The following is an 18,984-nucleotide window of genomic DNA, read 5'->3' on the forward strand; positions in this document are numbered from 1 at the left end:
CCGGGGTGCCGCACGTCTCACGGACCAGGCGGCCCCGGTGTCACAGACCGAGCAGCCAGCGCCCGCCGCCGATGAGCGAGCAGAGCGAGACGACGTGGAAGAGCAGCAGCCACACCATCGGCGGGAGATGGGTGAGCCGGCCGAGCTGGTCGGCGTCCGAATCGCCGGCCCGGCCGCGCACCCGCTTGCGCTGGAGCTCGAAGGCCGGGCGCACCCCGCCGATGAGCAGGAACCAGACAGCCGTGTACGCGAAGGCCGCCTGCACCTCGGCGCTGGTGAGCCAGGAGATCAGGACGAACGCGGCGCCCGTGACGATCACGGTGAGTGCCCCGTACGCGTTGCGGATCATCACGAGCATCGCGAGGAGGAGAAGGCAGGCGGCCCAGAGGAAGAGAGTGATGTGGTCGGCGGCGAGCAGCCAGGCGCCGCCGAGCCCCAGCAGCGGCGGGGCGGTGTATCCGGCGCCCGCGGTGAGAATCATGCCGAGGCCGGACGGTTTGCCGCGGCTTACGGTGAGGCCGCTGGTGTCGGAGTGCAGCCTGATGCCGTCCAGACGGCGCCCGGTGAGCAGGGCCGTCAGCCCGTGGCCGCCCTCGTGGGCGATGGTCACTGCGTTACGGGTGAGCCTCCATATGCGGTGCGGCAGGACCGCGAGCAGTGCGACGACGCCGGTGACGATCACCAGCCACTGGTCGGGGTCGGGCTGGGAGGCGAAGACGCGGTCCATGGCGGGAAGGGGCTCCTCGGGGATCGGCGGTCGTGGCAGTCTGGCAAATATGTGCGGACGGTTTGCAGCGAGTCGTGGACCCGAGGATCTCGCAGAGGTCTTCGGGGTGGAGAAGGGGGACCCCGCGGAGCCGGTGGCCCCCGACTGGAACGTGGCACCGACGAAGACGGTCCAGGTCGTCCTGGAGCGTCCACTGAAAGACGCGGCGTCACGGCGTCCGGTTCGTCAGCTGCGGAATCTGAAGTGGGGACTCGTGCCGTCCTGGGCGAAGTCGCCCGAAGGCGCCGCCCGCATGATCAACGCGCGGGCCGAGACGGTCCAGGAGAAGCCGTCGTTCCGCAGGGCCTTCGCCGCGCGCCGCTGCCTCGTCCCCGCCGACGGCTACTACGAGTGGATGACCGAGCAGGACGAGCGGCGTCTTGAGGTCGAGGGCAAGAAGAAGCGGACACGGAAGCAGCCCTACTTCGTGACCCCGGCCGACGGATCGGTGATGGCCTTCGCCGGGCTGTACGAGTTCTGGCGCGATCCGGCGCTGCCCGGCGACCATCCGCAGGCCTGGTGGGCGACGTGTGCCATCCTCACCACCGAGGCGGAGACCACCCCGCTCGCCGGACAGGACGCGGGGCAGGCCCAGGGCCGGGCGCGGCGGACGGCGGACGGCCCTGCGCGGCCGGCGGGGGACGGGGCCGGGCCCCCGCGGTCGCTGGCCGCGATACACCCCCGGATGCCGCTGATCCTCACCCCGGACCGCTGGGACGACTGGCTGGACCCGGCGCACACCGACCCGGAGCGGCTGGCCCCGCTGCTCGGTCCGCCGCCGGCCGGACTGGTCCGTGCGTACCCGGTGGCTACGGCGGTCAGCAATGTTCGCAACAACGGCCCGGAGCTGCTGACCGCACTGGAGGGCCCCGAGGAGGGCACACTCTTCTGATGTGACTCAGAGCATGATCGTGGAGAGTGTCGACACCCCCGCCGGTGAAGCCCGCATCACCTGGCATCCCGCCGCCCGCCCCCATCTCGTGATCGCACTCGGCCATGGCGCCGGTGGCGGTATCGAGGCACGCGACCTCCAGGCGCTGGCCGCCGCGCTGCCGCCGCTCGGGGTGGGCGTCGCGCTGGTCGAGCAGCCCTGGCGGGTGGCGGGCCGGAAGGTCGCCCCCGCGCCGAAGACCCTGGACACCGGATGGCGCGCCGTCTGGCCCGCACTGTGCAGAACGGGACTGCCGGTGGTCGCGGGCGGACGCAGCGCCGGGGCCCGGGTGGCCTGCCGGACCGCCGCGGAGCTGGGCGCCCGCGGCGTCCTGGCGCTGAGCTTTCCGCTGCACCCGCCGGGGAAGCCGGAGAAGTCCCGGCAGAAAGAGCTGACCGGGACCGGGGTCAGCACCCTGGTCGTACAGGGGGCGCGTGACCCGTTCGGCAGACCGGCCGAGTTCCCCGGCGCAGCCGGGTTCCCCGCGGGGGACTTCGAGCTGGTGGAGGTGGCGGACGCCGACCACGGGTTCGCCGTACCGAAGCGGGCCGAGACCGGCCAGGAACAGGCGCTGCGGACCATCACGGACGCCGTCGGCGGATGGGCCGTGCGGCTGCGGGAATGCTGAGTCACCGAGCGCTGTTGTGGGGAACACCGGTGCTGGACACCGGTACACAGAAGCTTGTTCGTGGAGAGGGAGTCCGTCGCATGGGTTCGACCATCTGCCCGCGCCGCCCGCACACCGCTGATCTGGAGTGGACCGTGCTTTCGGCAGACCGGAGCGGTTCTTCCCGGGCGGCGGGCGGACCGGATCGTCGTCTATCCTCCGATTCGAGTGGGTCCGCATTCGGATCCGCCACGGCGTTGGAGGAGGTGGGTCCGGTCACTGGGACCGACACAGGGACCGAAGACGGCCATGCGGAAGAGACGGCCGCGGAGCGCAACGCGCGCTTCGAACGGGATGCCCTCGGCTTCCTCGACCAGATGTACTCGGCCGCGCTGCGCATGACGCGCAATCCGGCCGATGCCGAGGACCTGGTGCAGGAGACGTATGCGAAGGCGTACGGCTCGTTCCACCAGTTCCGTGAGGGGACCAACCTCAAGGCGTGGATGTACCGCATCCTCACGAACACGTTTATCAACTCGTACCGCAAGAAGCAGCGCGAGCCCCAGCGCAGCGCTGCCGAGGAGATCGAGGACTGGCAGCTCGCCCGCGCCGAGTCGCACATGTCGACCGGTCTGCGCTCCGCGGAGTCGCAGGCGCTCGACCACCTGCCCGACTCGGATGTGAAGTCGGCGCTCCAGGCGATCCCCGAGGAGTTCCGCATCGCGGTGTATCTCGCCGATGTCGAGGGCTTTGCGTACAAGGAGATCGCAGACATCATGGGGACACCCATCGGGACGGTCATGTCCCGGCTGCACCGGGGCCGCCGTCAGCTGCGCGGCATGCTGGAGGACTACGCACGCGACCGCGGGCTGGTCCCCGCGGGCGCCGGAGAGTCGAACGAAGCGAAAGGTTCGGGCTCATGAGCTGCGGAGAGCCGCACGAAACGGACTGCTCCGAGGTCCTGGACCATCTCTACGAGTTCCTCGACCACGAGATGCCGGACAACGACTGCACCAAGTTCGAGGTGCACTTCGAGGAGTGCTCCCCGTGCCTGGAGAAGTACGGCCTTGAGCAGGCGGTCAAGAAGCTGGTGAAGCGCTGCTGCGGCAGTGACGACGTACCGGCGGACCTCCGGTCCAAGGTCATGGGACGTATCGATCTGATCCGCTCCGGACAGGCCGTGCCCGACCAGGACATCACCGTCACCGACCGGTCGGCGGCAGCCCAGGAGTGACCCGCCGCCGGGACGTCACGCTCCCGGCCCCTCACACCTCACGGCACCCCCACGGGGCCGCGGCGCAATCGCCGCGGCCCCGTTGCCGTATGCGGGCCCCGGTCGGTCCGTCGCCCTCAGGTCCGCCGTCGCCCCGGTTTCGTCCCCGGCTGTCACCCGATGGGCTGCTGATCCGCCGATGCGGCCCCCCGGCGGCCCGCCCGCGCCTAGTCTCCCCACCCTGTACGGACGCGGAAGCCGTACGGATCCCGACGGATCCCGGAGGAGGCCGCCATGCGGGCACTGCCGCCCACGGCGCGTGGCTGCGTCCTGTGCGCGGTCCTGGGCGCCCTCTGGTGCGTGTGGCCCGCCGTCACCGGCCCGGGCACCCCCTGGACGGCGGTGGCCCTGCTCGCCGCGGTGTACGCGGGGTGCGAGCTGCTCGCCCGCCGGTCGCCGGGGAGCGGGTCGTTCTTCGCCGTACCCCTCGCCGCGGCCCTGCTGCTGCCGCCCGCAGCCGCCGCGCTCGCCGCGGTGCCCGGGGCGCTGCTCGGCGCCGTCGAACACCCGCCGTACGGGGTCCGGCGGGTGTGGCACGCGGCGCAGCTGGCGCTCGCCGTGCGGGCCGCCGCCGAGGTGCCGGCGCTCATCGGCGGGCTGCCCGGCGCCCCGGACCTCCCGTACGCGCTCCCGTACGCCCTGCTGCCCGCGCTCACCGCCGCCCTCGTCCTCTGCCTGGCCCTGACCGCCCTGGACGGCGCCGTGCGGGCCACCGCCGAGCGGCTGCCCGCCCGCACCGCACGCGCCGCGCTGCTGCGCCCGCTCGCCCCGTACACCGTGCACGGTCTCGCCGGGCTCATGATGGCGGTCCTGTGGCGCAGCCCCTTCGGCCCGCCGGCCGCCCTCTTCGTCCTGCTGCCGATGTACATCTCCAGCTGGGTCTTCGCGCAGTACGACCGTGAGCGCGCCGCCCACCGGGCGACGATCCGGGCCCTGGTCCAGGCCGTCGACATCAAGGACCAGTACACCCGCGGCCACAGCGAACGCGTCGGCCAGGCGTCCGCGATGATCGCCGGGGAGCTGGGCATGGCGGGCGACCGTCTTGAGGCGCTGCGCTTCGCCGGGATCCTGCACGACGTGGGGAAGCTCGGGGTGCCCACGCGGCTGCTCAGGAAGGACGGACCGCTCACGCCGGACGAGCGCCGGGTCATCGAACTGCACCCCGAGTACGGACACGAGATGGTCCGCGGTATCGGCTTCCTCGGCGAGGCCAGGGCCGCCATCCTGCACCACCACGAACGGCTGGACGGGTCCGGCTACCCGTACGGGCTCTCCGGGCAGCAGATCCCCGAGTTCGCCCGGGTCGTCGCCGTCGCCGACGCCTTCGACGCCATGACCTCCACCCGCTCCTACCGCAGGGCCAGACCCGTCGACGCCGCCCTGCGGGAGCTGCTGCGGTGCGCGGGTACGCAGTTCGACCCGCGGATGGTCCAGGCGTTCGTACGGGCGCTCGCCCGGCACGGCTGGCGCCCCGCCGTCACCGCCGACGAACCGGACGACTGCCCGCAGCGGCCCGTACCGCCCGCCAGGACCGGCGCGGTGGCCCCCGGCCCGCCCGCCGGTCAGGAGCATTCCGCCGGTCAGGAGCGCCCCGCGTGAGCGCCCGCGCCCCCCGGGCCGTACGGCTGGTCCACGGCGCCGCGGCGCTGGCCGCCGTCGCCGGTCTCGGCTGGACCCTCTGGCGCGGCGTCGGCGACGCGGACACCGCGCTCGCCTTCGGGATACTCGTCGCGGCGGGCGAACTCACCCGCCGCACCGGCCCCGGAAGCGAGCGCGAACCCGCCCCGCTCGGCGCCGCCGCAGCCCTCGCCTACGCCCTGCTCGGCCGGAACGGCGGTCACCCCACCGTCCACGGAGCCCCCCAGGTCGTCGCGATCGTGGTGGCGGGCGCGCTCGCGGGCACCGCACCGCACATCGCGCGCGGCCGCGGGCCCACCGCGGACCAGATGGCCCGCCGGGTGCTCACGGTCGCCTTCGCCGCCGCCTGCTTCCAGCCGCTCTGCGGCGCCGGGGGGACGGCGGCCCGGGCGGTGCGCGGCCCTGCGTACGCCGTCGTGCTGCTGCTCCTGCTCGGCCTCACCGCCCTCTGCGACGCCGTCCTCGCCGCGGCGATGGCCCACGCGCGCACCCGCTGCCCCACCGCGGGACCGGTCGCCTCGCCGGGACCGCGCGGGGGAGTGCCCATCGGGCCGCTGCTCGGCGACGAGCTGCGTGCCCTCGCGGGGATCGGCTCGGCGGTCTGCGCCACCGGTGCCGTGATGGCCCTCGGGGTCGCCGTCGCCGGGCTGTGGGCGCTCCCCGTCCTCTCCGTACCCCTGCTGCTGACCCAGCTCTCGCTGCGCCGCCACGCCCTGGTCCGCGCCACCTACCGCCAGACCATCACCTCGCTGGCCCGCGCCACCGAGATCGCGGGCTACACCCCGCACGGCCACGCCCGCAGGGTCGCCCGGCTCAGCCGCGCCGTCGGCCGCGAGCTGGGTCTCTCCGAAGCGGCGCTGACCGTCCTGGAGTACGCGGCTCTCATGCACGACATCGGCCAGCTCTCGCTCGTCGACCCGGTCCCCGGCGGCGCCACCGCGCCCCTGCCCGCCGCCGAGCAGCGCCGGATCGCGCTCCTGGGCGGTGCCGTGGTCCGGCAGACCGGGGTCGACGCGAAGGTCGCCGTCATCGTGGAGCGGCAGGCGGATCCGTACCGCGAGCAGCCGCTCACCGCCCGGATTATCCGGACCGTCAATGCGTACGAGGACCTGGCAGGGGAAAATGAAGAAGTGAGGGGCGCGGGCGGACCGCTCGGTGCGCTGGAGCGGCTGCGCCTGGGCACCGGCCACGACTACCAGCCGGAAGTCGTGGAATCCCTCGCCCGGGTGCTCTCCCGGGGCGGTGCCGCGTGACGGCGTCCGGGGAGCGGGCCGGGGGCCGGGTCCGCGAAGTCCGGGCCCGGAGCGGGTAACCGATGGGTAATGAGCGCCGCTCCGACCGGACATGGTTGGATGCGAAGAGAGGGTGTCCGGGGGAATCGGAGCCCGGGAAGCAGAGTCTTTTCAGCGACCGGCAGGCGGGAATCGTGAGGATCTTCGGGAAGGTACGGCATCGGCCCTCCGCATCCTGGCGGCAGGCCACGGACCGGGCGTTCACGCTGATCGGGGACGGTCGGTACGAGGACGCGGGCGCGCTGCTCACCCGCGCGGCAGATCTGGAACCGTGGCTGTCCGAGTCCTGGTTCAATCTGGCGCTGCTGCACAAGTTCCGGCACGACTGGGACCGCGCACGCACCGCCGGGCTGCGCGCGGTGGCGCTCCTGGACCGCGGGGCGGGCGCCCCGGACTGGTGGAACGTCGGGATCGCGGCCACCGCGCTGCAGGACTGGCCGCTGGCCCGCCGGGCCTGGCAGGCGTACGGGCTGCGCGTCCCGGGCGAGCCCGCGGCCAGCGGGGAGCCGGTCGGTATGGAGCTGGGCTCGGCCGCCGTGCGGCTCTCCCCGGAGGGGGAGGCCGAGGTGGTCTGGGGCCGCAGGCTCGACCCCGCCCGGCTTGAGGTGCTCTCCATTCCGCTGCCGTCGTCCGGCAGGCGCTGGGGCGAGGTCGTCCTGCACGACGGCGTCCCGCACGGCGAGCGCGTCACCGCGGCGGGCCCCTCCTACCCCGTCTTCGACGAGATCGAGCTGTGGGCTCCCTCGCCCGTGCCGACCTGGGTGGTGCTGCTGGAAGCGGCCACCGAGTCCGACCGGGACGCCCTGGAGCAGCTGGCGGCCGACGCCGGGTTCGCCGCCGAGGACTGGTCGTCATCGGTCCGGCTGCTCTGCCGCGCCTGCTCCGAGTCGCAGATGGAGAGCGACGAGGGCGAGGGCGAGCAGCGCCCCGACCCGCACGACCACAGCGAGCCGGGCCACCCCGGCCCGCTCGGCCACCGCACCGCGGGCGGGCTCTGGGTCGCCGAGCGCGAATGCGGGATAGCCGCCCCGGCCGGGCTTGTGCGCGGGCTGCTCGACGGCTGGGTCGCGGACAGCCCGGACAGCCGTGAGTGGCGGGACCTCGAAGAGGTCTGCTGAGCCGGTCCCTGTCGCCGGGCGGCCCGTTAGGCTGTACGGGATCGATCCGGGTTTTTGAGGAAGGCGTACGGCGGACATGTCGCAGCAGCAGACGGACCAGCAGGCCGACCAGCAGGTCAATGACGGTTTCGTCGTGGACACCGAGGACTGCGAGGAGCGCGAGGAGGCCCACCGCGCCCGTGGCACCGCCCGTCCCATCACCGTCGTGGGCAACCCGGTGCTGCACCGCGAGTGCAAGGACGTCACGTCGTTCGACGCCGAGCTGGCCCAGCTGATCGACGACATGTTCGCCAGCCAGAAGGCCGCCGAAGGCGTGGGCCTGGCCGCGAACCAGATCGGTGTGGACCTGAAGGTCTTCGTCTACGACTGCCTCGACGACGACGGCAAGCGCCATGTCGGAGCCGTCTGCAACCCGGTGCTGGTCGAGACGCCGGCCGGGCTGCGCCACCTCGACGAGTCCAATGAGGGCTGCCTCTCCGTCCCGACCGCGTACGCCGAGCTGGCCCGCCCGGACTACGCGGAGGTCACGGGCCAGGACGCGCAGGGCAACCCGGTCAAGGTGCGCGGCACCGGCTACTTCGCCCGCTGCCTCCAGCACGAGACGGACCACCTGCACGGCTACCTGTACATCGACCGTCTGTCGAAGCGCGACCGCAAGGACGCGCTCCGGCAGATGGAAGAGGGCACGCCGCGCTACGAGACCGTGCCGAACGCCTGAGCAGGTCCGGCCGGGCCCCGGAACGTCCGCCGGTAGGCGTTCGGGGTGGTGCCGAGGGTACGGAGAAAGTGGTGGCGCAGCCCCGCTCCCGTACCGAAGCCGACCCGGCCCGCGATCGCGTCCACCGTCTCGTCCGACGCCTCCAGCAACTCCTGAGCCAGCAGCACCCGTTGACGCAGCAGCCAGCGGTACGGAGTCGTCCCTGTCTCCTGCTGGAAGCGGCGGGCGAAGGTGCGCGGTGACATGAGGGCGCGGGCCGCCAGCTGTTCCACGGTCTGCTCCTCGTCGAGGTGCTGTTCCATCCAGCCGAGTACCCCGGCGACGGTGTCCGCCCGTTCGGGCCGCACCGGGCGCTCCACGAACTGGGCCTGGCCGCCGTCCCGGTGGGGCGGGACCACCATCCGCCGGGCGATCCTGTTGGCGACGTGCGGGCCGTGCTCCGTGCGGACGATGTGCAGACAGGCGTCGATACCGGCGGCCGTGCCCGCGGACGTGATGACGGGCCCCTCGTCCACGTACAGCACATCGGGCTCGACCCTGGCCCGCGGGAAGGCGCGGGCCAGTTCGTCCGCGTGGCGCCAGTGCGCGGCGCAGCGGCGGCCGTCGAGCAGCCCCGCGGCGCCCAGCACGAACACCCCGGAGCAGACACTGAGCACCCGGGCACCCCGGTCCACCGCCCGGCGCAGCGCTTCGAGGAGGTCCGGCGGATAGCCCCGGTTCCCCCGCGACTCGGCGGCGGGCACCGCGATCAGGTCGGCCTCGGCGAGGCGTTCCAGACCGTGTTCGGTGCGCAGGGTGAATCCGGCGTGCGTCCCGAGTACGGGCCCCTCGGCGGAGGCCACCGCGAAGTCGTAGACGGGCAGCCCCTCGTCGCTCCGGTCGAGCCCGAACACCTCGCAGACCACGCCGAGTTCGAAGGGATTGACCCCGTCCATCAGCACCGCGGCGACATTCTTCAGCATGGATCGAGTGTGGCAGCAATTCGATGTTCCATGTCAGTCCTGCCACTGATTTTCCTGGCCGCCCGGCGCCACAGTTGACGGCATGAACACCTTCCTGGACTACCTGACCGTGCTCGGCGTCGCCGTCCTCCTGGCCCTGCCCTCACTCGTCGGCCAGGCCCGCGAGCGCCGTATCGACCGCGAACTCGCCCTGCCCCGCCGGGACGGCGACCCGGACCGGGAGACCGGCCCCGCACCGCTTCCGCCGGCCCGTACGCCGATGTCCCGACGGGACAGAACGCGCCATCCGGCCATGGCACGCACCGCCCGGTGAGAGCCGCTCCCGCCCAGCGCTTACTCTCACTCCTGTCAGAAGATCATCAAGGAGGGGAACATGCGCAGAACCGCGCTGTTGGCCGCGGCATCCGGTGCCACGGCTCTGGTGGTGCTGGGGGCTCCGGCGGCTCACGCCGAGGGCAAGGGGGACATCCGGGTCACGAAGACCGTGGTGAACAACGGGGGCAACGTCATCGTGGGGGTGCACGACGTCAAGAGGTTCCCGGTCACCTTCACGGTGAAGGACAACCACGGGGTGAAGGGCGTCAGCCACGTCAGCGTCTTCAACTCGAAGAACGGCTACGACAGCGACGACTGGACCGGGAACACCTGCCGCAGGTCGAGCAGTACGACATCGGTCTGCACCGAGACCTTCGAGGTGCACCCGGCCTCGTTCAAGTCGTCCGTGGACATCGACCCCAACGACCTCGCCGGCACCTGGCAGGTCAACGCCACCGTCCAGGCGAAGGACGGCGACTACTGGATCCACGACAGCCTCGCCCACTTCGACTTCAAGCGGGCGTCGACGCTCACCACCGACGCCACTCCCGAGCCGGTCGCCAAGGGGGCCAGGCTCACGGTCAGGGGCAAGCTCTCGCGGGCCAACTGGAACGACCTGAAGTACCACGGCTACACCAAGCAGAACGTGAAGCTTCAGTTCAAGAAGACCGGTGCGTCCGGGTACTCCACGGTCAGGACGGTGAAGACCAGCTCCACGGGCACCCTGAGCACCACGGTCACGGCGACCGCCTCGGGCACCTGGCGCTGGGCCTTCTCCGGGACGCACACGACCATGGCGATCACCTCCGCCGGTGACGAGGTGAAACTCCGCTAGTACCCGTACGGTCCTGTGCCCCGGCCGCGAAGGCGCCCCGGGCACAGGACCGTACCGGCTCAGAAGTCGTCGTCGAAGGAGACCGAGCCCTCCACCGCGACCTGGTACGCCGAGGGGCGCCGCTCGAAGAAGTTCGTCAGCTCCTGCACGCCCTGCAGCTCCATGAACGAGAAGGGGTTCTCGGAGCCGTACACCGGAGCGAAGCCCAGCCGGGTCAGCCGCTGGTCGGCGACGCACTGGAGGTACTCGCGCATCGACTCGGTGTTCATCCCGGGCAGCCCGTCGCCGCACAGGTCCCGGCCGAACTGCAGCTCCGCCTCGACCGCTTCGCGCATCATGTCGGTGACCTGCTCGCGCAGCGCGTCGTCGAAGAGCTCGGGCTCCTCCTTGCGGACCGTGTCGACCACCTCGAACGCGAAGTTCATATGCATGGTCTCGTCACGGAACACCCAGTTGGTGCCGGTCGCCAGGCCGTGCAGCAGCCCGCGCGAGCGGAACCAGTACACGTACGCGAAGGCCCCGTAGAAGAACAGCCCCTCGATACAGGCGGCGAAGCAGATCAGATTCAGCAGGAAGCGGCGGCGGTCCGCCTGGTTCTCCAGCCGTTCGATCTTCTCGACCGAGTCCATCCAGCGGAAGCAGAACTGCGCCTTCTCGCGGATGGAGGGGATCTCCTCGACCGCGTCGAAGGCCGCCGCGCGGTCCTCCGGGTCCGGCAGATAGGTGTCGAGCAGCGTCAGATAGAACTGGACGTGCACGGCCTCCTCGAAGAGCTGGCGCGAGAGATACAGCCGCGCCTCGGGCGAGTTGATGTGCTTGTAGAGGGTCAGCACCAGGTTGTTGGAGACGATCGAGTCGCCCGTCGCGAAGAACGCGACCAGCCGGCCGATCATGTGCTGCTCACCCGGCGAGAGCTTGGCCAGGTCCGCCACGTCCGAGTGGAGGTCGACCTCCTCGACGGTCCAGGTGTTCTTGATCGCGTCGCGGTAGCGCTCGTAGAAGTCCGGGTAGCGCATCGGACGCAGGGTCAGCTCGAAGCCCGGGTCGAGCAGGTTCTTCTCGGGCTTGTGGGGTTCGGTGCTCATTACTGGCAGGCCTCGCAGGACTCGGGGTTCTCAAGGGAGCAGGCGATGGCGTCCGCTTCGGCGGCGGCCGGGGCCTGCTGGGCGGGGACGGCGGCGGAGCGCGCCGCCCGCGCGATACGCGTCGCCGGGCGCGAGCGCAGGTAGTACGTGGTCTTGATGCCCTGCTTCCACGCGTACGCGTACATCGAGGAGAGCTTCCCGATGGTCGGCGTCTCCAGGAACAGGTTCAGGGACTGGCTCTGGTCGATGAACGGGGTGCGGGCCGCGGCCATGTCGATCAGACCGCGCTGCGGGATCTCCCACGCGGTGCGGTAGAGCGCCCTGACCTCCTCGGGGATCCAGCTGAAGCCCTGCACCGAACCGCTGGCCTCGCGCAGCGCCTCACGGGACTGCGCGTCCCAGACGCCCAGCTCCTTCAGCTCGTTCACCAGATACGCGTTGACCTGGAGGAACTCACCCGAGAGCGTCTCGCGCTTGAAGAGGTTGGAGACCTGCGGCTCGATGCACTCGTACACCCCGGCGATCGAGGCGATGGTCGCGGTCGGCGCGATCGCGAGCAGCAGCGAGTTGCGCATCCCGGTCCTCGCGATCCGGGCGCGCAGCGCCTCCCACCGCTCCGGCCAGTTCAGCTCGGTCGCGTAGTGGTCGGGGTGCAGCACACCGCGGGCCGCGCGGGTCTTCTCCCAGGCGGGCAGCGGGCCGCTCCTGTCGGCGAGGTCGCAGGACGCCTCGTAGGCGGCGAGCATGATCCGCTCGGAGATCCGGGTGGAGAGCGCCTGCGCCTCGGGTGAGTCGAAGGGCAGCCGCAGCTGGAAGAAGACGTCCTGGAGCCCCATCAGGCCCAGGCCCACCGGACGCCACTTGGCGTTGGAGCGGCCCGCCTGCTCGGTCGGGTAGAAGTTGATGTCCACGACCCGGTCGAGGAAGGTGACCGCGGTGCGGACGGTCGCGTCCAGGCGCTCCCAGTCCAGGGAGCCGCCGGAGACGAACGCGCCGACGTTGACCGAGCCCAGGTTGCAGACCGCGGTCTCGCCGTCGTCCGTCACCTCCAGGATCTCGGTGCACAGGTTCGACGAGTGGACGACCGCACCCGGTTCGGCGGTCTGGTTGGCCGTACGGTTCGACGCGTCCTTGAAGGTCATCCAGCCCTGGCCGGTCTGGGCGAGGGTGCGCATCATCCGCCCGTACAGCTCCCGCGCCGGGATGGTCTTCCTCGCCAGCCCCGCCGCCTCGGCCCTGCGGTACGCGGCGTCGAACTCCTCGCCCCACAGATCGGTCAGCTCCGGCACGTCGGCGGGCGAGAACAGCGACCAGGTGCCGTCCGAGCCAACCCGGCGCATGAACTCGTCGGGCACCCAGTGGGCCAGGTTGAGATTGTGCGTACGCCGGGCGTCCTCACCGGTGTTGTCGCGCAGCTCCAGGAACTCCTCGATGTCCGAGTGCCAGGTCTCCAGGTAGACGGCGGCGGCGCCCTTGCGCCGGCCGCCCTGGTTCACCGCGGCGACCGAGGCGTCGAGGGTCTTGAGGAAGGGGACGATGCCGTTGGAGTGTCCGTTGGTGCCGCGGATCAGCGAACCGCGGGCGCGGATGCGGGAGTACGAGAGGCCGATGCCGCCCGCGTGCTTCGAGAGCCGCGCCACCTCGTGGTAGCGCCCGTAGATCGAGTCCAGCTGGTCGAGTGGCGAGTCCAGCAGGTAGCAGGAGGACATCTGCGGGTGCCGGGTACCGGAGTTGAAGAGCGTGGGGGAGGAGGGCAGATAGTCGAGGCGGCTCATCAGCCCGTACAGCGCGGCCACTTCGGCCAGCGCGTCGGCGGATTCGTCGGCGGCGAGACCGCAGGCGACCCGGAGCATGAAGTGCTGGGGTGTCTCGATGACCTGGCGGGTGAGGGGGTGGCGCAGCAGATAGCGGCTGTAGAGGGTGCGCAGCCCGAAGTACCCGAAGCGGTCGTCGGCCCCGGGGTCGACGGTCGCGTCGAGCCGCTCCGCGTGCAGCCGGACGAAGGCGGCCGTACGGTCGGCGATCAGCCCCTCGCGGTGGCCGACGGCGACCGACGAGGAGAACGACACCGCGCCCTGGCCCGCCGCCTCGTCGGCGATGGTGCGGGTGAGCAGCCGCGCGGCGAGCCGGGAGTACGCGGGGTCCTCGGAGATGAGACCCGCGGCCGCCTCGGTGGCCAGCTCCCGCAGCTCCGCCTCGTCCGACGCCGCGTTGCGCCCGCGCAGGGCGGCAGCGGCGACCCTGCCGGGGTCGGTGTCGGTGAGATCGGCGGTGAGGTCGGTCAGGGTCCGCAGCAGTACGGTTCCCGGGGCGTCCGCCACCTGCTCGGAGACAGGTGCGGTGGGCGCGATGGTCACGGTGCGCTCTCCCTCGCTCGGCTGGGGGCCGGCGGGGGGCACGGGCGCGTACGGGCACAGCAGAGCAGCACACCGCATGGCGTCCGCAGGCCCTACCGCGAGGCCCGGACGTTTCCCATCCGGTTCGGTCGAGCCGGATGCGCCGTCGGCAGGTCCTCGGACTCCACGGTGCGCGAAAGCGCACTGATCACACCGTTGCGGGACAGTTCCGGATTCGCACCGGATTCCCCTGCGGCGACAGCGAGCATGAGCATACATGTGGGGTGCCCGCCGGAAAGCACCCCCCATATGTTGTGTCGTGGAGCCTGGGAGGGTGGCTCGTACGGCCGCTTCGCCGGGGCCGCGTGCAGGCCACCGGGACGCCTCAGAAGCGGTTCAGGGGCGCCCTGCGGGGGCTCCTGGGGGCACGGAGAAGGGCCGCCGCGCGTCTCCCCCGGAAGGGAGGCGCGACGGCCCCTGGCGGAGCGTGGCCCGTGGCGGAGCGAGGCCCCGGCGGACGCAGCCCCGGCGGACCCGGCCCCTGGCGGAGCGGCCGGCTCAGTGGCCGGCCGGTGCTCCCGCCGTGGCCGGAGGCAGCTCCACCTGGACGCCCTCGTCCCCGGCGTCCGCCGTGTAGTCCTCCGGGGAGGTCTCGTCGATCCCGGCGGGTGCCTTCACCGCGTTGAGCACGACAGTGAGCACCAGGGTCACGACCACGTTCAGTACGAACGCCGTCAGACCGATGTAGCCGATCTGTCCGATGCCCGGGATCTCCTTGGAGGAGCCGCCGAAGTGCGCCTGCGTCGGGCTCGCCACGCCGTACGCGGCGAGCGTCCCGTACACCATGCCGACCGCCCAGCCCGCGAGCAGCGCCCAGCGGTGGAACCACCGGGTGAAGAGCCCGCCGACCAGCGCCGGCATGGTCTGGAGGATCCAGATACCGCCGAGCAGCTGGAAGTTGATGGCCACCGTCGGGTCCATGGCGAGCACGAAGAGGAGCGCGCCGACCTTCACCACGAGCGAGACCAGCTTGGAGACCTTGGCCTCCTGGGCGGGGGTGGCCCCCGGCTTGATGAAGTCCTTGTAGATGTTGCGGGTGAAGAGGTTCGCCGCGGCGATGGACATGATGGCGGCGGGGACCAGCGCACCGATACCGATGGCGGCGAAGGCCACCCCCGCGAACCAGTCGGGGAACATGTTCTCGAAGAGCTGCGGGATGGCCAGCTGGCCGTTCTTCACCTTGATACCGGCGGCGATCGCCATGAAGCCGAGGAGGGCGAGCAGCCCCAGCATCAGCGAGTACAGCGGCAGGATCGCGGTGTTGCGGCGGATCACGTTACGGCTGCGCGAGGAGAGCGTCGCCGTGATCGAGTGCGGGTACATGAAGAGCGCGAGCGCGGAGCCGAGCGCCAGCGTCGCATAGCCCCACTGGCCCGCCGCGCCCGGTGCGAGCGCCCCGCGCGGCTTGCCCGTCGCCGGGCTGGTCTGCGAGAAGGCGTGACCGGCCTTGGCGAAGATGTCGTCGAAGCCGCCGAGTTTGATCGGGATGTAGATGATCGCCACCAGGATGACGATGTAGATCAGACCGTCCTTGACGAAGGCGATCAGCGCGGGCGCCCGCAGCCCCGACGAGTAGGTGTACGCGGCGAGCACCGCGAAGGCGATCAGCAGCGGGAGGTCCTTCACGAACCAGTTGCTGCCCTCGCCGCCGACGCCCATCACGTCGAGCACCGCCTGGATGCCGACCAGCTGGAGAGCGATGTACGGCATGGTGGCGAGGATGCCGGTGACCGCGACGGCCAGTGAGAGCCCCTTCGAGCCGAACCGGCCCCGGACGAAGTCCGACGTGGTCACGTACCCGTGCTTGTGCGAGACCGACCAGAGCCGCGGCAGGAAGGTGAAGATCAGGGGATAGACCAGGATCGTGTACGGCACGGCGAAGAACCCGGCCGCGCCCGCCGCGTAGACGGCCGCGGGGACCGCGACGAAGGTGTACGCCGTGTAGAGGTCGCCGCCGAGCAGGAACCAGGTGACCCAGGTGCCGAACGACCTTCCGCCCAGGCCCCATTCGTCGAGGGTGGCCGCGTTCTCGGCGCGGCGCCAGCGGGCGGCCAGGAAGCCGACGACCGTGACGGCGACGAAGAAGAAGATGAAGACGCCGAGCGCGACGCCGTTCACACCGTCCTTCATGCGGACGCACCCCCCTTGCGGGCGCGCTGGTCACGCTGCCACAGCTTGTACGCGGTCATGGTGAGCGCGGTCGAGATGAGCACCCAGAGCATCTGGTACCAGTAGAAGAACGGGATACCGATGAAGGCCGGGTCCACCTTCGCGTATGAACTCACCCAGAGCATGGCGACAAAGGGTGCGATCAGGCATACCGCGATGATCACGCGCACCGGCGTGACCACCGGTCTTTTCTCGGGCATGGTGCGGTCCGTCCCCTCACTGAGCACCTGGTACAACGCGCAGGAAATCTAGGCGAGGATGCTCATCCGACGGAACCCCTATCCGCATACCGGAACGGCAACACCGCTCATCCGGGGGGATTTCGGTGGAGAGCGCCGTTTCCGAGGGGTGTTGGTGCGGACCTTTCCGGGGGTCCGCCGCCCGGGACCTGACTCGGCCGACCGGCCTCAGTCGACCGGCCGCTTGAGGTTGGCCACGAACTTGTAGCGGTCGCCGCGGTAGACCGAGCGCACCCACTCCACCGGCTCGCTCCGCTCGTCGATCGAGTGGCGCGAGAGCATCAGCATCGGCAGCCCCACATCCGTACCGAGCAGCCCGGCCTCCCGGGGGGTGGCCAGCGAGGTCTCGATCGTCTCCTCGGCCTCGGCCAGCCGGACGTCGTAGACCTCGGAGAGCGCGGTGTAGAGCGAGGTGTACTTCACGAGCGAACGGCGCAGCGCCGGGAAGCGCTTGGCCGACAGATGTGTCGTCTCGATGGCCATCGGCTCACCGCTCGCCAGCCGCAGCCGCTCGATGCGCAGCACCCGCCCGCCCGCCGTGATGTCGAGCAGCCCGGCGAGGGTGTCGTCCGCGGTGACATAGCCGATGTCGAGCAGCTGGGACGTGGGCTCAAGGCCCTGCGCCCGCATGTCCTCGGTGTACGAGGTGAGCTGCAGGGCCTGCGAGACCTTGGGCTTGGCGACGAAGGTGCCCTTGCCCTGGATGCGCTCCAGCCTGCCCTCCACGACCAGCTCCTGGAGCGCCTGCCGCACGGTGGTGCGCGAGGTGTCGAACTCGGCGGCCAGGGTCCGCTCCGGCGGCACCGGGGTGCCCGGCGGCAGCGTCTCCGTCATGTCGAGCAAGTGCCGCTTGAGCCGGTAGTACTTGGGCACGCGCGCGGTGCGTCCGGGTGCCGCGCTCTCCGTGTCGGCCGTCCCCCCGCTGGTGCTCATGGCCTGCCTTCCCGAGTGCTGCGCTGCTGCCGTCACCGGCTCCTCCGTCTGTCGCGGCTCACATGGTGGCACGGTCCGGTTACGGGACTTCGCCCTCCCTCAGGTGTCGGTCCGATAACGGACACGACAGCCTTTCTTATACACCCTTGACACCCCAATAGGTCTAGGCCAAGCTCCCGAGTACTGGTCTAAACCATTAAAGACCAGGTCCCAGCCCCACGGGCAGTACCGGTCGCACTCGTTGCGGCAGAACGGCGTTCTCGGGTGGTGGGGGGAAGTTTTTTGCATCCCTGAGGAGGGTGTCGTGAAGCGCGGACTCATCGCGGCGATCGGTGTGGCGGCAATGCTGGCAAGCGTCGCGGCCTGTGGCTCGGACGACAGTAAGGACAGCAAGAAGGCGGGGGCCGACGGCTACAAGGGGCAGACGCTCACCGTCTGGGCCATGGACGGCTCCACGCCTCCCGGCTGGACGAAGGACCTCAAGGCGGCCTTCAAGAAGAAGACCGGCGCCACCGTCAAGTTCGAGACGCAGAAGTGGGACGGGATCCAGCAGAAGATCACCACCGCTCTCTCCGAGTCGACCCCGCCGGACGTCATCGAGGTCGGCAACACGCAGACCCCCGCCTACGCGGCGACCGGCGGCCTGGCCGACCTCGGCGACCTGAAGAGCGAGATCGGCGCCGACTGGACGCCCTCGCTCAGCAAGTCGTCGGAGTACCAGGGCAAGTCGTACGCCGCTCCGTGGTACTTCGCCAACCGCGTCGTCATCTACAACAAGAAGGTCTGGGCGGACGCCGGCATCACCGGCACCCCGAAGACCCGTGCCGAGTTCTTCAAGGACCTCGACGCGATCAAGAAGAAGGGCAAGGCCGAGCCGATCTACCTGCCCGGCCAGAACTGGTACTTCTTCGACGGCCTCACCATCGGCCAGGGTGCGGACCTCGTCAAGAAGGAAGGCGGCAAGTACGTCTCCAACCTCGCCGACCCCAAGGTCACCGCGGCCATGGAGCTCTACAAGAAGTACCAGTCGTACTCCAAGGCCCCCAAGGACAAGGACGAGGCCACCCCGCAGCAGGCCGAGGTCTTCGCCAAGGGCAACGTCGGCGCCTTCATCGGCATGGGCTGGGAGGCCGGCACGGCCATCACCGCCAACAAGAAGATCGAGAAGGACATCGGCTACTTCACCATCCCCGGTGAGACGGCCGCCAAGCCCGAGGGCGTCTTCCTCGGCGGATCGAACTTCGCGGTCGCCGCGGCCAGCAAGAAGCAGGACCTGGCCAAGGAGTTCCTGAAGATGGCGCTCGGCGACAAGTTCGAGGGCCAGCTCGCCAAGGAGAGCGGCATCGTCCCGAACAAGGCGTCGCTCGACTCCAACCTCAAGGGCAACGCCGCGGGCGAGGCCGCCGCTCCCGCAGCCGCGACGTCGGGTGGCACCACGCCGCTCATCCCCGAGTGGGCCGCCGTGGAGAACGACCCCAACCCGGTCAAGAGCTACATGACCTCCGTCCTCTCCGGGAAGTCGCCGGCCGCCGCCGCCGCTTCCGTCGAGGGTGAGATCAACAAGCGCCTGGCGCAGAAGAGCTGACCGCAGGCGCCGGGGGGGGGGCCCCCCCCCCCCCGCGGGCCCCCCATGGTAGCGCCCCATAGGCACAAGGAATTATTGCGAGCCATTCAGTGGCAAACCGACAAACGGGCACGGTCCCCCAA

At 70.9% G+C, this 18,984-nt stretch carries 18 protein-coding genes and 1 riboswitch; of the genes, 11 read left to right on the forward strand and 7 right to left on the reverse strand.

Going from position 1 to position 18,984, the window contains the following annotated elements; genetic code table 11:
- Window positions 1-40: 40 nt before the first annotated feature.
- Window positions 41-727, reverse strand: a complete 687-nt coding sequence (locus ACFXBC_RS25695; protein WP_385028970.1) for a M50 family metallopeptidase — start codon at window positions 725-727, stop codon at window positions 41-43.
- 49 nt (window positions 728-776) lie between these two features.
- On the opposite strand from ACFXBC_RS25695, the gene ACFXBC_RS25700 reads away from it, so the two are divergent.
- From ACFXBC_RS25700 to def, 8 genes are all read left to right on the forward strand, one after another.
- Window positions 777-1,658 carry an SOS response-associated peptidase gene (locus ACFXBC_RS25700; RefSeq protein WP_385028973.1) on the forward strand — a complete coding sequence of 294 codons (882 nt, stop codon included), beginning with the start codon at window positions 777-779 and terminating at the stop codon, window positions 1,656-1,658.
- Window positions 1,659-1,671: 13 nt separating this feature from the next.
- On the forward strand, window positions 1,672-2,325 hold the full coding sequence (locus ACFXBC_RS25705) for an alpha/beta family hydrolase (RefSeq protein ID WP_385029021.1): 654 nt from the start codon (window positions 1,672-1,674) through the stop codon (window positions 2,323-2,325).
- 245 nt (window positions 2,326-2,570) lie between these two features.
- The gene (locus ACFXBC_RS25710) at window positions 2,571-3,227 is read left to right on the forward strand and encodes a sigma-70 family RNA polymerase sigma factor (protein WP_266853257.1); all 657 of its coding nucleotides are present in this window, start codon (window positions 2,571-2,573) and stop codon (window positions 3,225-3,227) included.
- Complete coding sequence (rsrA, locus tag ACFXBC_RS25715) at window positions 3,224-3,538, forward strand: mycothiol system anti-sigma-R factor (protein ID WP_266853255.1); 315 nt, start codon at window positions 3,224-3,226, stop codon at window positions 3,536-3,538. Before ACFXBC_RS25710 ends, rsrA begins: the two co-directional genes overlap by 4 nt.
- Window positions 3,539-3,811: 273 nt before the next feature.
- Window positions 3,812-5,176: an HD-GYP domain-containing protein gene (locus ACFXBC_RS25720; RefSeq protein ID WP_385028978.1), complete on the forward strand. Its 1,365-nt coding sequence runs from the start codon at window positions 3,812-3,814 to the stop codon at window positions 5,174-5,176.
- Window positions 5,173-6,468, forward strand: coding sequence for an HD-GYP domain-containing protein (locus tag ACFXBC_RS25725; protein WP_385028981.1), 1,296 nt, complete (start codon window positions 5,173-5,175; stop codon window positions 6,466-6,468). Before ACFXBC_RS25720 ends, ACFXBC_RS25725 begins: the two co-directional genes overlap by 4 nt.
- Before the next feature lie 173 nt (window positions 6,469-6,641).
- A complete protein-coding gene (locus tag ACFXBC_RS25730; protein WP_385028984.1) occupies window positions 6,642-7,625 on the forward strand; it encodes a tetratricopeptide repeat protein in 984 nt (327 codons plus the stop codon).
- A gap of 76 nt (window positions 7,626-7,701) precedes the next feature.
- Window positions 7,702-8,343, forward strand: coding sequence for a peptide deformylase (gene def / locus ACFXBC_RS25735; protein WP_385028987.1), 642 nt, complete (start codon window positions 7,702-7,704; stop codon window positions 8,341-8,343).
- Here def and ACFXBC_RS25740 read toward each other — a convergent pair.
- Entirely contained in the window at window positions 8,319-9,305 is a 987-nt protein-coding gene (locus tag ACFXBC_RS25740; protein ID WP_385028990.1) for a helix-turn-helix domain-containing protein, read from the reverse strand. The genes def and ACFXBC_RS25740 overlap by 25 nt on opposite strands.
- Before the next feature lie 82 nt (window positions 9,306-9,387).
- Between ACFXBC_RS25740 and ACFXBC_RS25745 the strand changes: the two genes are divergently transcribed.
- Complete coding sequence (locus ACFXBC_RS25745) at window positions 9,388-9,618, forward strand: hypothetical protein (RefSeq protein WP_385028993.1); 231 nt, start codon at window positions 9,388-9,390, stop codon at window positions 9,616-9,618.
- Window positions 9,619-9,678: 60 nt separating this feature from the next.
- The gene (locus tag ACFXBC_RS25750) at window positions 9,679-10,455 is read left to right on the forward strand and encodes a hypothetical protein (RefSeq protein ID WP_385028996.1); all 777 of its coding nucleotides are present in this window, start codon (window positions 9,679-9,681) and stop codon (window positions 10,453-10,455) included.
- 59 nt (window positions 10,456-10,514) lie between these two features.
- Here the strand turns inward: ACFXBC_RS25750 and ACFXBC_RS25755 are convergent, their stop codons facing one another.
- The 5 genes from ACFXBC_RS25755 to ACFXBC_RS25775 form a co-directional block, all read right to left on the reverse strand.
- Window positions 10,515-11,540, reverse strand: coding sequence for a ribonucleotide-diphosphate reductase subunit beta (locus ACFXBC_RS25755; protein WP_385028999.1), 1,026 nt, complete (start codon window positions 11,538-11,540; stop codon window positions 10,515-10,517).
- Window positions 11,540-13,897: a ribonucleoside-diphosphate reductase subunit alpha gene (locus ACFXBC_RS25760; RefSeq protein ID WP_385029002.1), complete on the reverse strand. Its 2,358-nt coding sequence runs from the start codon at window positions 13,895-13,897 to the stop codon at window positions 11,540-11,542. The genes ACFXBC_RS25755 and ACFXBC_RS25760 overlap by 1 nt, the downstream gene beginning before the upstream one ends.
- A gap of 129 nt (window positions 13,898-14,026) precedes the next feature.
- A riboswitch (cobalamin riboswitch) is annotated at window positions 14,027-14,187 on the reverse strand.
- A 247-nt stretch (window positions 14,188-14,434) separates the two neighbouring features.
- Window positions 14,435-16,066 carry a monocarboxylate uptake permease MctP gene (mctP, locus tag ACFXBC_RS25765; protein ID WP_385029005.1) on the reverse strand — a complete coding sequence of 544 codons (1,632 nt, stop codon included), beginning with the start codon at window positions 16,064-16,066 and terminating at the stop codon, window positions 14,435-14,437.
- Window positions 16,063-16,305, reverse strand: a complete 243-nt coding sequence (locus tag ACFXBC_RS25770; RefSeq protein ID WP_164265203.1) for a DUF3311 domain-containing protein — start codon at window positions 16,303-16,305, stop codon at window positions 16,063-16,065. Before ACFXBC_RS25770 ends, mctP begins: the two co-directional genes overlap by 4 nt.
- A gap of 207 nt (window positions 16,306-16,512) precedes the next feature.
- Entirely contained in the window at window positions 16,513-17,277 is a 765-nt protein-coding gene (locus tag ACFXBC_RS25775; RefSeq protein WP_385029008.1) for a GntR family transcriptional regulator, read from the reverse strand.
- A 304-nt stretch (window positions 17,278-17,581) separates the two neighbouring features.
- On the opposite strand from ACFXBC_RS25775, the gene ACFXBC_RS25780 reads away from it, so the two are divergent.
- Entirely contained in the window at window positions 17,582-18,862 is a 1,281-nt protein-coding gene (locus ACFXBC_RS25780; protein ID WP_385029011.1) for an extracellular solute-binding protein, read from the forward strand.
- Window positions 18,863-18,984: the final 122 nt, after the last annotated feature.

This window comes from Streptomyces sp. NPDC059398, from assembly GCF_042751845.1.
GTDB lineage: Bacteria > Actinomycetota > Actinomycetes > Streptomycetales > Streptomycetaceae > Streptomyces.